Origin of the sequence: Streptomyces sp. NPDC057623, from assembly GCF_042800355.1 — a bacterium.
In the GTDB taxonomy this organism is placed as follows: Bacteria; Actinomycetota; Actinomycetes; order Streptomycetales; family Streptomycetaceae; genus Streptomyces.
In genome coordinates this window covers 1-14,319 of record NZ_JBHVGZ010000127.1, presented here as the reverse complement: position 1 = coordinate 14,319, position 14,319 = coordinate 1, and the positions used below count along the sequence as shown (strand labels likewise).

The following is a 14,319-nucleotide window of genomic DNA, read 5'->3' as shown; positions in this document are numbered from 1 at the left end:
ACGTTCTTCGAACCTCAAGCCGTCCCCCAAGCCGCCTGAAACATCACCAATCAACCGACCCGCCCCTTGACGAAAGAGATAGGGGCACCCCCCCCACGAACGAGGACGAGCGCCCATGAATCATCTGAGCGGTCCCCGCGATCGCCTCCATGCCCTGGCCGAGTCGGACGGCCCACGAACGACCGGCGGGTTTCCGTCCCCGCTGCCGTACCGCGGCGGCGGTCGCCACGTCGAGAGCACCCACCGCAGGGCATCCCGCCCGGCGCGCATCTCTGGCGGCGAGCCGGAGAGCCCCCCGGCGGACCAGGCGTGGATCTTGCAGTTGCGGCCCCGTAACGCCGCCGCGCTCCTGGAAGCGGTGAGCGAGGAGGCCGCGCTCCGTGAGGCCCGGCTGCTGATCGGTGACGGAGCCGCGGGCTGGGCGGTGGAGGTGGCCGGCCTGATGGCCGCGGCGGCTCCCGCCCAGGCGGACGGCCCGTACCCCGCCGCCTCCCGGCACACGGGCCGGCAGCCGACGGCACCGGCCCAGGTCTCCGTACTGTCCAGGGTCCCCGACGATCTGAGGGCGCGCAGCGCGGAGGCACTGGCCCTGTACGTCCTCACCTGCGTGGCCGGGTACGCCGCCGACGACATTCCGGAGATCGTCGGCGTTTCCGTCCGCGAGTTCACCCGTCGCAGCCTTCCCGTCGGCGGGACGTTCGACTCCCTGAAGAGCCAACTGGACTGTCTGGTCGGTGAGTTGTTCCGGTCGTGCCAGGACGTGCTCGGCCCGTCGAAGGCGGCGGACGTCACGCGCACGCTGTCCGCGGCGCTGGTGGCCCAGGTGCAGCACATCCTCCTGACCCTGGCCGAGCAGGCCGAGAACGAGCGGCGGGGCTGGTTCGGCAGCGCCGCGGCACGCCATCAGGAACTGGTCCTCGACATCCTCGACGGCGCGGACGTGGACGCGCCACAGGCGTTCCTTCGGCTCGGCTACGACATCAGCCGCAGCCATCTCGCGCTCGTCGTCTGGCGCGACGACTGGGGAACCCGCGGCACGGCGGACCTGGCCGCCGCCGCCACGGCGCTGCTGCGCAGCGCCGGGTGCTCCGCACTGCTGACCGTCCCCGTCGGAGTGTCGTCGCTGTGGGCGTGGGGCTCGCGCACTTGCGGACACCCCCTGTCGCTTCGTCAGCTGCGCCACGGCGACGGACCGCACCGGCAGGTCGCGCCGTCCCCGGCGGTGCACATCGCGGCGGGCCTGCCGGGTGAGGGGATCGAGGGCTTCCGGACGAGCCACCGGCAGGCCGGGGAGACGGCCGAGATCATCCGCGCGGCCGGCAGCGGCGCCGGCGGCCGAAAGCCACCGTACGACTACGCCGAACTGGAGCTGGCCGTTCTGCTCCGCTCCCGGCCCGACCTCAGCACCGAGTTCGTCCGCCGCGAACTGGGCCCACTGGCCGCCGACGACATGTCGGAACTGAGGGCCACCGTCAAGTGCTATCTGGACCTGGAGCGCAGTATGTCCGCCGTCGCCGACCGACTGCACATCGCCAAGAGCAGCGTCGCCTACCGGATCAGGAAGGCCGAGCGCCTCCTGGGCCGCCCGGTCCAGGAAGACCGCCTGCGGCTGCACAGCGCGCTGTTGCTCTGCGACGTACTCGGCCGGGCCGCCGTCGACGGCCCCGATGCGGGCAGCTGACCGAAACCGACCCGTTGTCACCGAATTTCCGCTCTGGGAGACGCCATGCCATTTGCAGTTCTCTTCCCCGGACAAGGGGCGCAGTTCCGGGGAATGGGTGCGGATGTGTTCGACCGCTACCCCGCGCTCACGGAGTTCGCCTGTGATCTGCTGGGATACGACCTCGCCGCGGTCTGCCGGGACAACCCTGACGACATCCTGACGCGAACGGAATGCACTCAGCCGGCGCTCTTCGTCGTCAACGCCCTGCACACGTTCGAGAGGGAGCGCCGCGAGGAGCGCCGCGCCGACTACTACCTCGGGCACAGTCTCGGCGAGTACAACGCCCTGCTGGCCGCCGGGGTCTTCGACTTCCAGACCGGCCTGCGGCTGGTCAGGAAACGCGGCGAACTCATGGCCGCGGCCTCCGACGGAGGCATGACGGCCGTGCTGGGCGTGCCGGAGCGAGAGCTCCTGGACATGTTCCGGCAGGACGGGATCGAGGCGATCGATCTCGCGGGCTTCAACTCCGACACCCAGCTCGTCATCGCGGGTCCGGACGCGGACCTGCGGGTCGCGCACGAGGCGCTCACGCGGCGGGGCGTCCGCTTCGTCCAGCTGCGTGTCGGCGGGCCGTTCCACTCTCGGTACATGGACCCGGCGCGCGTCGTGTTCGAGAAGTACCTGGAGGAATTCACGTTCCATGACCCGCATACGCCGGTGATCGCCAACGTGACCGGCCTTCCACACGTGAAGGGCGAGTTCGCCCGGAGCCTGGGTAATCAGCTCGTCGAGCCCGTGCGGTGGACCGACAGCATCCGCTATCTGCTCGGCCAGGACTCTCCTTTGGAGTGCGAGGAATTGGGCGGCCGGTCCCTGCTCGGCATGGTGAGGAAGATCAGCGATTCCGGTACGGCGGACCCCGGGGCGCACGACGGGCGGTGAGCCACGACGAGAGCCCGGTCACTACCCGTGACACACCAGCCCGGCCACCTCGTCGAGACCGCCGGCGGTCTCGACCGGCAGCCTCGGCCGGGCCGGGGAACCGCAGGGCACGGCGGCGATCCGCTGCCGCATCCGGTGACGCTCCTCGCTCGTGAGAGCTTCGGCCAGCGCCTGGCGGACGGGCTCCGAGACGAAGTGAAGCCGGCCCGGGTGGTGCGGGTCCTCGCGCAGCAACTCCGCCCGCAGCAGTTGGTCCAGCACCGTGTCGACCGGCTCGTCGGCGGCGACGCGGCGCAGCAGATCGAGGTCGACCCGGTCGCCGGCCACCGCACACAGGTGGACGACCCGCCGCTCCCGCTCCGGCATGCGGATGAGGAGAAGACGCAGGCTCTCCAGCGATCTCGCACTGATCCGGGAACAGCACGCGCCCTTGATCCGGCCCTCCCGGTCACGCATGGCGCCGCACCACATCAGTGTCCGGTGGGCGAAGTAGGGGTTCCCCCGGCTCTGCTGGTACACGCATTCGATGTGCTCCTCCCCCGTGTGCGGGCCGAGCCGGGACCGCACCAAGGAGGCGAGGGAGTGCCGAGGCAGCTCGGCCAGCCTCAGCACACCCGCCCGAGGGCCCCTGAGGATGTCGGCCAGCACCCGGCGCAGCCTGTCGTCGACCGTGGTCCTCCAGTCCCAGACGGTGAGGACAAGGCCGATCCGCCAGCCGCAGCGCCGCCTGGCGAGCATTTCGAGCAACCCCAGGGAAGCGGGGTCGGCCCAGTGGAGATCATCCACGCAGAGGACCAGCGGTCGCTGCGCGGCCAGGGTGCGCAGTACCTCGCACACGGCGTCCTGCGTCAGGAACCGCGTCCGGGCGTGGTCGGCCCCACCGGTCTGCTGCCCGGCGCCGGCCAGCAACGGGGCGAGCAGCGCCTCGTAGGGCGCCACGGCGCCGTGGAAGGCACCGGAACGCGTGACCGACAGACGCCTGAGCACCTGGGTCCACAACCAGTGGGGGGGAACCCCCTGGTCGTGAAGCGCGTGGACACCGACGACCTCCACGTCCTGGTGATCCGTCGCCATGCGCGCGGTGAACTCCGTGAGCAGGTGCGTCTTGCCGATCCCCAGGGGACCGGTCACACAGCTCACATGCTCATGGCCGGTGAGGGCGCCGACCGCCTCGGATTCCAGGCGGCCGAGTTCCTGCCCCCGGCCGACGAAGGACGAGCAGGCAGGCGAGGGGTGCGCGAAGCTCCCGCGCTCCTCGTCCTCCCGGGGGGTGGCCAGGGGCGGGTTCGGCGCCCCGGCCGCCGGCGGGACGCCGGGCCTCTCCGTCACGCGCGGCGGTTCGATCGTCCGGAGCTCCAGCTCCTGGCGGAGGATCGCCACATGGACCTGCTGAAGTTCGGTGCTGGTCTCCACACCGAGTTCCTCAGCCAGGTAGGTACGCGTCCGGTCGTACACCGCCAGCGCTTCGGCCTGCCGTCCCAGCCCGAACAGCGCGGTCATCAGATGGCCCACCAGGCGCTCACGCACGGGATGGCGGCGCACCTCGCTGTCCAGCTCGAACACCACCTGCTCCGCGTCGCCGAGGCGCAGGCGCGCATCGGCCCGGTGTTCCAGGGCGGTGAGCCGAAGCTGCTCCAGCCGGGCGAGCTCGTGGGCGAGCGACGGGGAGGCGTCGAACTCCGTGTAGGGGGACCCGCGCCACAGCGTCAGCGCGTCCGTGAGGGTTGTGCACGCGGCGGCCGCGTCTCCGTCTTTCAGCAGCAGCTGTCCGGCGTGGACCAGTTGCTCGAAGCAGTGGACATCGACCTGCGACGGCGGGAGCAGGAGCACGTACCCGGGTGCCTGGTGGCGCAGGACGGAGGCCGCGCCCCGGCCGGCCGGCGGGTCCAGCACACCGCGCAGGTGGGAGACATGGCTCTGCAAGGTGGCCAGGGGCTTCTTCGGGGGCCTGCCCGGCCACAGTTCCTCGATGAGCATTTCGGTGGGCACGACCTGGCCACGCCTGACGACCAGCAGGGCGAGCAGGAGCCGGCGCAGCGGTGGTCCGACGGGAAGCTCACAGCCTTCGGCCCGGACCGACATACGCCCCAGGACACGCAGCATCGGAGCACGAGGGTCGGGTGATTGAAGCAGCGACATTCCGGGGGTCTGGGATACAGGCATCGCGGTGCTCTCCTGACTGATCAAGTTCCACGATGTGAACGGCCAAGAGCTGGGTCGGGGGTGGCCACATCGAGGGCGGCGTGCATTTCGACGAAAACCGGCCTCACGCCAGGCCCGCTTCGACTGTTCGCATTTTCATGGTCACCCCGTTGAATTCAAGTCAGTGACGGAAATCAGAATCGACAGATTCGATCCACTGCATCGACCGTAATTGCCGCACACTTTTTCAGCCACCCCTAGCCGACCCCACCCACCCCCTGAACTGGAGTTGCGGACCGGATCGGCACCGGCGGCAAAATCTCTGCACAGAAAAAAACCGGGTGCCGTCCATACTTATGGACGGCACCCGGAGAAGGCCCTTTAGGAGAGGGCCTCGTCCAGCGGCGGTAAACAGGCGGCGAGTGCGTCACGGTGCTTGACCTTGAGTTTGCGATAGATGCGCGTGAGGTGCTGTTCGACTGTGCTCACGGTGACGAAGAGTTTGGCGGCTATTTCGCGGTTGCTGTATCCGACACCGACCAGCCAGGCGACGCGCTGCTCGGCCGGGCTCAGCTTGGTGCCGCCGGGCTCGGGGCTCGACGGGGCGGGCCGGTCGGCCCGTTGAGCCAGTTCGAGGGGGGCGGACTTGGCGGTACCCCCTTCGCCGAGCCTGCGCTGCAACGCGTCCTCGAAACCGGCGGCGCGGGCCATGCGTACGGCCCGCTGGATGAGGGAACGGGCGATCCGCGCGTTGCCGAGCGCGTAGTGGGTGTGCCCCAACTCCACCATGCACTCGACCAGTTCGACACGGTCACCGGCTTCCTCCAGCAAGCTCATGGCCTCGCGCAGCAGAGGCCCGCGCTCCTTGAGGGGCCGGACCAGCGCGAGGACCCGCAGGGCGATGGCTCTGGCGTGGACGAAGCCGTTGTCCGCGGCGTCCCGGGCAAGTCGTACCGCGTCGTCCCGCTGCCCCAGGAGCAGATATGCCTCGGCGGCGTGGGCCTGCCAGGAGCAGGCCGGTGTGGGCGGGAACCCGTCCTGTCGCTCGGCCTCCCCACAGCCGAGGAAGTCGCTGAGGGCGGCGCCATAGCTCTTCGCGGCGAGGTAGTGCAGTCCCCTGGCGTTCAGATAGAGCCTGCCGAAATGCGAGGGGAACATCGCTGCCGGCACAGGGATGTTGAGCAGTTCAGCCGTCTCGTCGCACTTGCCGCGCCGGGCCATGGCGACGATGAGGACGCTCAGCGGCAGACCGATGGCCACCCCCCAGGCGCCCGGTCGGCCGAGCGCGGCCCGTGCCGTGTGCTCGGCACGGGCCAGGTCGCCCCGGGCGAGGGCGCTGACGGCCTGCAGGCAGTGCAGGAGAAGCTGGTGGAAAGGGCTCAGCCGCTCGACCGCGTTCACGGACACGGCGTCGATCCGCGGCAGAACCGACCAGTCCGCGCTGACCTGGTGCAGCAGCCGGACACAACAGTGGACGATGTCCGTGATCCGCGCCTCGGCGTCACCGGCTGTGCAGAGCGCCTGCTGCATCAGGTCGACGAGGGAGAAGAGGGAGCCGTCCGTCCCGGTGCGCCCGAGGGCGGGCAGGGACAGCAGCACCTCACGCCAGGGCGGGATGTCCAGGGGAAGTTCCCGCCGTGCGCCCTCCCGGTACCTGGTGAAGACGAGACTCAGCATGGCGTCGACCAGGCGCAGCTCGACCTCCGCCTGCGCGTCGCCCTCGCTCCGCTCCCGTAGGAGCGCCAGCACCACGTCGGCCTCGTCGAGGCGCCCGTGCCAGGCCAGCATCTGCACGAGCAGAGCGAGTGCACGCGCCGGCAGCAGACCCTCTCGTCCCAGGGCCACGAGTTCGGCCAGGTGACGCGAGGCCGTGCAGGGGTCCAGCTGCCACCGGGCGAGTACCACCTGTATGAGCAGTCCGGAGCGGTCGTCCAGGCTCGCCCGGAAGCCCCGGGCCAGTTCCAGCAGGTCGACGGCCTCCTCCCAACGCCCCTCGGACTGTGCCTGCCGGGCCGCTTCGCACAGCGCGGACACCTCCCAGGCGGCCACGACACCGCCGGTGACCGTGAGGCACCGGGCGACCTCCAGCGGGGCGGCGCCACCGTCGTACAGCAGCCGTGCCGCGGTCCGGCTCAGCTCGGCACGGCCGGTGAAGCCGCTGTCCTCCAGTACGGCCGCCTGCGTCGCCGGATGCCGGAACCGGCCCCCGCGGACCAGGCCGGTCGCTTCCAGCAGGTCCAGGGTGGTCGCCACCTGCACCGGTTCCACCCCGCTCAGTCTGCCGATCAGGTCGGGGGAACGGGCGTCACCCAGGACCGCCAGGGCACGGGCGACCTTCTCGACGGTCTCGGAGCGCTGTGCGGACACCATCAGGGAGACGGCCTCGCGGAAGGCGGCCCCCGGCACGGGCACCCACTGCGCGGACGGGACGTCCTGGAACGCGTACTGGGTGTCGCGCGCGACCGCCCACAGCAGCCGGGGGTTGCCGGCGGTGACCTCCAGGACGCCCTGCACGTATCCGGGTGTGGGAGGGTGCCCCATCACCTCGCGCAACAGCCGTACGGCGTCCTGCGGATCGAGTGGGGCGAGTTCCGCGACGAACAGCCGGGCGTTGCGCATGATCGCGGCATGGAAGGTCCGGTACTCCTTGCCTGGAGGCATTCCGTCGGCCAGCACCAAAAAGACCCGCAGGCGCACGAGGCGCTTGGCCAGGAACTGGAGGATCTGCATGGAGGCGTCGTCGGTGTAGTGCGCGTCGTCCACCACGGCCACCGCGGCCCCCGTCCCGGCGCGGTCCCGCAGGACGGCCTCGACGAGCGCCTGCGTCTGCCGCATCAGCCGCTCCTCGTCCCGGGCGTCGTCGCGCGAGACGGCCTCCCGGTACGCCTGGATGAGGGCGGCCAGCCGGGGCGGGACACCGGAGCCGCCACGGCCGTCGTCGAACCACTGCTCGACGACTCCGAGGGGAACGCTCTGCTCGTTCGAACAGCCGGTGGCGTACAGGGTCACCATTCCGGCCGCGCCGGTCCGTTGGGCGAACCGGCCGAGAAGTGTCGTCTTTCCGGAGCCTGGAAATCCCTTCAGGACAGCTGCCCCACCGCCGTTCCGGCGGAGTTTCTGAATGTGCCCCCAGAGCTCCGCCATTACCATTTCGCGACTGTCAAGCACTGTCCGACGCCTCTCGATCACTCCACCGTACTTTTGCCGACAAATGCGGAGAGCAGCCCCCAGGTGCTTGGAATCCAAGGGAACGCGGTTGCCCATAGGCCCGTCAACCCGCGTTCCGTGACACGGGATGACATCACGGGCCTGCCAAAACTCGGTGACGTCCGTCACGAAAACGCCGCACGCCACCGCGCTCTTTCCCTCCGCTCACCGGGCCCCTTCGGCCGGAGCCCGGGAATCCATCGCGACAAAGTGGGCAAAGTGGATGTCCAGGACACCGGCCGACGGAGAGAGCTGGTCGGCGACGGCGACGACGCTGTCGACGGCCCTTTCCGCGATCACGTCCCGACTCCCCTGTTGCTCCCCGGCAGCATCGGCAGCAATGAAGCGGAGCTCCTCGCGGTGCCCAGCCCACACCCATCCGTGTACGGTCTGTCCGCCTCCATGCCGAATCCGGTCGTCAGGGTCCGCCGCAGCGGTTCCACCGTTGACGGAACCCTCATCCAGCAACAGGTCGATCCGCTCCGGGCCGTCGGTTCGCCGGATCCACCGTGCGCGCTGCTGGATGTCCACGGTGGAGTCCGCCCCCTATTCACCCCCTGAAATCCCTTGCCGTCCGACCGGCATCCCATACCGAGCGGGAATTATTAGGGGTTGGTCGGCCACCGGTTGCCGATATAAATTCCACGATATCGACGTTCCGGTACACCTCCGCACGAAAGATGCCGGAAATCCGGGATGACAATCGACGGAGACAAGGGGAAAGCGTAATGACCGGTACACTTCCCGCCCGGAACGGCGTCCGTCGCCTGTTCACCTCGGAGTCAGTGACCGAGGGGCACCCCGACAAGATCGCTGACCAGATCAGTGACACCATTCTCGACGCGCTGCTGCAGGAGGACCTGACTTCCCGGGTCGCCGTGGAGACGCTGATCACGACCGGCCTGGTGCATGTGGCCGGTGAGGTCACGACCAAGGCGTACGCGCCAATACCGCAGCTGGTGCGGGACAAGATCCTGGAGATCGGGTACGACTCCTCGAAGAAGGGCTTCGACGGAGCCTCCTGCGGTGTGTCGGTATCCATCGGCGCGCAGTCGCCGGATATCGCACAGGGCGTCGACACGGCGTACGAGAACCGGGTCGAGGATGCCTCCCGAAGGGACAAGGACGACGAGCTGGACCGCCAGGGCGCGGGCGACCAGGGCCTGATGTTCGGCTACGCGACGGACGAGACGCCGACGCTGATGCCGCTGCCCATCTTCCTGGCGCACCGCCTGGCCAAGCGCCTTACCGACGTCCGCAAGAACGGCACCATCCCCTACCTGCGCCCCGACGGCAAGACGCAGGTCACCATCGAGTACGACGGCGACAAGGCCGTCCGCCTCGACACCGTCGTCGTCTCCTCGCAGCACGCGAGCGACATCGACCTCGACTCCCTCCTCGCGCCCGACATACGCGAGTTCGTGGTGGAGCCGGAGCTCAGGGCGCTCCTGGACGAGGGCATCAAGCTGGACACGGAGAACCACCGTCTCCTGGTCAACCCCACCGGCCGCTTCGAGATCGGCGGCCCGATGGGCGACGCCGGCCTGACCGGCCGCAAGATCATCATCGACACCTACGGCGGCATGGCCCGCCACGGCGGCGGCGCTTTCTCCGGCAAGGACCCGTCCAAGGTGGACCGTTCGGCAGCGTACGCGATGCGCTGGGCCGCCAAGAACGTCGTGGCGGCCGGCCTGGCCTCCCGCTGCGAGGTGCAGGTGGCGTACGCGATCGGCAAGGCCGAGCCGGTCGGCCTGTTCGTCGAGACCTTCGGCACGGAGAACGTGCCGGTGGACCGCATCCAGACAGCCGTCACCAGGGTGTTCGACCTCCGCCCGGCCGCCATCATCCGCGACCTCGACCTGCTCCGCCCGATCTACGCCCAGACCGCCGCGTACGGCCACTTCGGCCGCGAACTCCCGGACTTCACCTGGGAACGCACCGACCGCGTGGACGCCCTCCGTGAGGCGGCGGGGCTCTGAGATGCGGATCGCTGTCGCCGGCTCCATCGCCACCGACCATCTGACGAGCTTCCCGGGCCGCTTCACCGAACACCTGCTCGCCGATCGGCTGGACACGGTCTCGCTCTCCTTCCTCGTCGACGACCTGGAAGTGCGCCGGGGAGGAGTCGCCGCGAACATCTCCTTCGGACTCGCCCTGCTCGGCTTCACCCCTGTGCTGGTGGGCGCCGCCGGAACGGACTTCGCGGACTACGACGCCTGGTTGCGCGAGCACGGCGTCGACACACAGTCGGTGCAGGTGAGCCCGGCCCGCCACACGGCCCGGTTCATGTGCACGACCGACGCCGACCAGAACCAGATCGCCGTCTTCTACGCCGGAGCGATGGCCGAAGCCGCAGACATCGCCCTCTCCGCGGTCGCGGCGCGCACTGGCGGGCTGGACCTCGTCGTGGTGGCACCCGACGAACCGGCGGCCATGCTCCGGCACACCGCCGAGAGCCGCGAGCTGGGGATCCCCCGAGCCGCGGACCCCTCGCAGCAGCTGGCCCGCATCGACAGTGACGAGGCCCGCCGGCTCGTCGACGGCGCCTGGCTGCTGTTCACCAACGCGTACGAGGCCGCCCTGCTCCAGGAACGCACCGGCTGGACCGAGCGGCAGGTCCTGGACCGGGTCGGTTCCTGGATCACCACGGAGGGCTCCGCCGGACTGACCATCAAGGCCGCCGACGCCCCTTCCGTCACTGTTCCCGCCGTGCCCACCGACCACGTGGTCGATCCGACCGGCGGCGGTGACGCGGTGCGGGCCGGCTACCTGGCCGGTCTGGGCCGCGGCCTGTCCCCGGAGCACTCGGCACAGCTCGGCTGCGCCCTCGCGACGACGGTCCTGGAGACGGTCGGCACGCAGGAGTACAAGCTGGTGCCGGCCGAGTTCACCACCCGTGTCGCGGACGCGTACGGGGCGGCGGCCGCCGAGGCGATCAGGTCGCGAGTCGTCGGCGACCCCTGAGCTTGACTCTGTCGGGGATCTTGGAGTTTCCCGGTGCGGCAGCATGATCAGCGGGCCTGCCCGGGCTGTTCCGCAGGCCGATGTGGTTGCCGAGGTGTTCGTTGTCTCTCCGTTCCCGTTCTGGTGAGTGAGTCCCCTCTTTGATCGTGCAGATCGCGCGGGCAGGCAGCCCGAACGGGACGACCGCGATGTGGGTGAGAGACCGGCTGGACGGGCTGTGGGACGACGAGGACTTCGCCGACCGGTATCCGCGCGACGGGCGGCCGGGGCTCTCGCCTGCCCAGTTGGCCACCGTCTGCGTTCAGTTCCTTCTCCGTCTCTCGGACCGACAGGCGGCTGAGGCAGTGCGCTGCCGCACCGATTTCAGTACGCCATGGCTCTGGAGCCGGACGATCCGGGATTCCCTCACAGAAACCGCAGGTCAGAACCCTGACCTGCGGTTTCCTTTGGAAAGCCGCCTTCGGGATTCGAACCCGAGAGCTACGGATTACGAGGGCGATAGGGATCGTGACGAGTCATGCCCCGCGATCGCATCAGATCCAGTTTTCGCAGATCAGAGCACTGACCACGGTCCCGCTGCTCGTACGTCGTGTTGCACCGTCCACAGGCGTCCGCGCTCCCCTTGCGCTCCCCGCCCCTTTGGCATCGCGATGAACTGGCCTACAAGTTCGGTGGCGCCATCATGGTCGCACGGCTTGTCGAGATCCCACATACGAGACCGATCGCCATCATCCGTGGTCTTCCCACCCACACACCTGACGCCGACGAGCACAGCGGCACCCACAGCAACAACAGCAGGTCGACGAAGGGCGGCTTCCTTCCGCCTCGGGCGTGACAGCCGTCGGCTCGTCGACACCCGCGGGCTCCCGTACGTCGATGTGGAGCAGTTTGAGGAGATCGGCGGTGACGATCCGGTAGGCGTTGCCCAGCCGCAGGACCGTGCACGGATACCGGCCGCGCTTTGCGAGGTCGTACCCCGTCGTCCGGCTGAGGGACAGCGCACGGTTCGCCGTCTCCAGGTCCACGACCACAGGAAGCGCGAGCAGTTCCTCGCGCGTCAGCCCACGGGTCGCATCGTCGCGTTTGGTGATCACAGAGGATCTGTCCCCCGCGAGTCAATCCGCCACCTGCCTCCGGCCGAGCCACACCGCCGTAGAATCACCCCACACAATAACAAGAGTTTTGTTAATGTGGCTCCATGGCCACCACACGCGATCCCGCTCCAGGCGAAGGCCCCGTCCGCCCCGTCTCCGTCTCCCTCCACGAAGGCACTATCGCCGCCCTCAAGGCGCGTACCGGCAAGCGTGGCATGTCCGCCTACGTCGAAGCCCTCATCCAGCGCCAACTCGAACGCGACCGGCTGAGCGAACTCATCGAGGACGCCGAAGCCGAACACGGACCCGTCGACCAGGCCGCGGTCGAGGCCAAGCGGGCGATCCTGCGCGGTGACGCAGCCGGCTCGGCGGATGCCGCATGAGCGGCACCCTCGTCCTCGACTGCGAGGGCCTGTCCAAACTCGTACGACGCACCCCCGAACTCACCGAATGGCTAGCCGCCGCCGAAGCCGAAGACGTCCGCGTCATCACCAGCTCCGTCACCCTCGTCGAAGCCCGCGACCCCAAGACCAACCAGGCCCGCTTCGACTACGCCGTCTCCCGCGTCAACATCATCCCGCCCACCGAAGCCATCGCCCGCCACGCCAGCAAACTCCTCGCCGCCGCCGGACTCCACGGCCACAAGTACGCCATCGACGCGATCGTGGCCACCACCGCGATGGCCTCCCCGTCTCCCGTGACCGTCCTGACCTCGGACCCCGAGGACCTCTTGATGCTGTGCGGCCCCGGCGTCCGCGTGATCAAGATCTGACGCGTCCGATTCCGGGCCAGACGCGAGGTTCAACTCCCTGCTGATCGACGCGGTTCTCTCCTCTCATCTCGGCGCCCGCTGTCGGTGCACTGAAGTACGCTGTCTTTCCGCACGGTCCGGACCGTCGGCAGCACCGGGGGCACCAGCCGCGGCTCACACTCTTCCCCGTCCGGGAGCGCGCCAGTACCGCGCTCACCAGCGGTGATCTCCTCCTTCGCATGCGCTCCTGCAAGGTTGCGCACCCAACGCGTCCCCGGAGTCTCCCGCATGGCCACTGAGCCCGAACTCACACCTCTCTTCGACTTCCTGTGCGAGCACAGCCCCAGCAAGAGCCGCGTCATGGCCTTGATCGGTCCCTACCACGGCTCTCGATCCCTCACCGGAGTGTTGACCTGCAAGGACAGGAACCACGCATACCAAGCGGTCCAGCTACTGCGCCGCGCGCTGGCCTCCCGCGACACCGCCACCGTCGAGGAAGACCTGCATGCTCTGGCCCCGGCACTGCCCGACGCCCCCGCCAGTTCCTTGCGCACGGCCACGGCCCACGCGGCCGCAGGAACCTGGCCCGCCCCCGCAGGCACAACGTTCTTCCCACCTGACGAATATCTTGGGGAGGACGAGGAGACGCATGGCGACGAGACCGCCACCTCGCCTGAGTCAGAAACGCCTGCCGGGGCACGTCTGAAGGACCTGCGGGGCAAGGTCGTACGCATCGCCCATCTACGCGAGTTCCACATCACCGACGAGGATGCACTCATACGAGCGGCCATTGATGAGGGCTGGGAGCCGTTGCCTGCATCCGAGTTGGACGAGGACGATCCGCGTGATCTGATCGGCGCCTTGATGACGCTCACCGAGAGCAGTGACTGGATCACCGGGGCGGACACCCTGGAAGACCAGAGCGAGGCAAGACTGCTGCGCGTCGAAGACGGCGATGAGCTCACCGACTGGAGCCCCGTCCCGGTGACAACCCGTTTCCACCACGGCTGGCGACTGCATCAGCTGGCCTCCAACACACCGATCGAAGAGGAGCAGCAGCCCGACTTGGTCGCGCTGTTCCCCGTCAAGGAGTGTTCGTGCGAAGACGAGGAGTGCGAGGACTGCAGCTGGCAGTTGACCCCTCGCACCGCCGATCTGCTCCTGACATCACTGAGCGTCCTGGCCGACCAGGCCTACGACGATGCCGACGAGCTGCGCGACCAGCCCGTGACCAAGCGACGCCCAGGCAACTGGGAGTTGTTCACCCGCCTGCCCTCTCTCACCTGGTCCGCCGACCGGAGCTGGCGCCGCCGAATGGCGCGAGCCTTCGACGACCTATCCGATGACCTGGAGCACGGCCGGTGGCCCCAACCCTCGTGCACGGCCGAGGAGATGGCTCTGCACTTGGCGATCGAGGATGCGCCCAGCTACCTGGACGACATCGACACAAGCGATACCGCACTGGGCTTGATCCGCTTTGACGGACATCCGAGATCAGGGGTTCCGCCCCGGAAGGATGTCCATCATGGAGAGCATGGGGAAGAAGAAGCCTCGGC

The 14,319-nt window shown here is 69.0% G+C and carries 9 protein-coding genes and 2 pseudogenes; 7 read left to right on the top strand and 4 right to left on the bottom strand.

Features of this window, described 5'->3' with window-relative positions:
- Positions 1-115: 115 nt before the first annotated feature.
- Positions 116-1,681, top strand: coding sequence for a PucR family transcriptional regulator (locus tag ACFU95_RS49445; RefSeq protein WP_383843985.1), 1,566 nt, complete (start codon positions 116-118; stop codon positions 1,679-1,681).
- Positions 1,682-1,726: 45 nt separating this feature from the next.
- Positions 1,727-2,605: an ACP S-malonyltransferase gene (fabD, locus tag ACFU95_RS49440; protein WP_383843982.1), complete on the top strand. Its 879-nt coding sequence runs from the start codon at positions 1,727-1,729 to the stop codon at positions 2,603-2,605.
- A gap of 21 nt (positions 2,606-2,626) precedes the next feature.
- Here the strand turns inward: fabD and ACFU95_RS49435 are convergent, their stop codons facing one another.
- From ACFU95_RS49435 to ACFU95_RS49425, 3 genes are all read right to left on the bottom strand, one after another.
- On the bottom strand, positions 2,627-4,708 hold the full coding sequence (locus ACFU95_RS49435; RefSeq protein WP_383843979.1) for a BTAD domain-containing putative transcriptional regulator: 2,082 nt from the start codon (positions 4,706-4,708) through the stop codon (positions 2,627-2,629).
- A gap of 420 nt (positions 4,709-5,128) precedes the next feature.
- A complete protein-coding gene (locus tag ACFU95_RS49430; protein WP_383843976.1) occupies positions 5,129-7,891 on the bottom strand; it encodes an AAA family ATPase in 2,763 nt (920 codons plus the stop codon).
- A gap of 228 nt (positions 7,892-8,119) precedes the next feature.
- Positions 8,120-8,485, bottom strand: coding sequence for a hypothetical protein (locus ACFU95_RS49425; RefSeq protein WP_383843988.1), 366 nt, complete (start codon positions 8,483-8,485; stop codon positions 8,120-8,122).
- A gap of 197 nt (positions 8,486-8,682) precedes the next feature.
- Here ACFU95_RS49425 and metK point away from each other — a divergent pair, with 197 nt between their 5' ends.
- Positions 8,683-9,933: a methionine adenosyltransferase gene (metK, locus tag ACFU95_RS49420; protein ID WP_383843973.1), complete on the top strand. Its 1,251-nt coding sequence runs from the start codon at positions 8,683-8,685 to the stop codon at positions 9,931-9,933.
- A gap of 1 nt (position 9,934) precedes the next feature.
- Positions 9,935-10,918 (top strand): carbohydrate kinase family protein, encoded by a 984-nt coding sequence (locus ACFU95_RS49415; RefSeq protein ID WP_383843970.1) that lies wholly within the window; start codon positions 9,935-9,937, stop codon positions 10,916-10,918.
- Positions 10,919-11,799: 881 nt separating this feature from the next.
- On the opposite strand, the pseudogene ACFU95_RS49410 reads toward ACFU95_RS49415, so the two are convergent.
- Positions 11,800-11,979 (bottom strand): annotated as a pseudogene (locus ACFU95_RS49410) (hypothetical protein); the annotation flags it as partial.
- 137 nt (positions 11,980-12,116) lie between these two features.
- On the opposite strand from ACFU95_RS49410, the gene ACFU95_RS49405 reads away from it, so the two are divergent.
- The 3 genes and pseudogenes from ACFU95_RS49405 to ACFU95_RS49395 all read left to right on the top strand — a co-directional run.
- Positions 12,117-12,395, top strand: coding sequence for a hypothetical protein (locus ACFU95_RS49405; RefSeq protein ID WP_383843967.1), 279 nt, complete (start codon positions 12,117-12,119; stop codon positions 12,393-12,395).
- A complete protein-coding gene (locus ACFU95_RS49400) occupies positions 12,392-12,784 on the top strand; it encodes a type II toxin-antitoxin system VapC family toxin (protein WP_383843965.1) in 393 nt (130 codons plus the stop codon). Before ACFU95_RS49405 ends, ACFU95_RS49400 begins: the two co-directional genes overlap by 4 nt.
- Positions 12,785-13,051: 267 nt before the next feature.
- Positions 13,052-14,319 (top strand): annotated as a pseudogene (locus tag ACFU95_RS49395) (hypothetical protein); the annotation flags it as partial.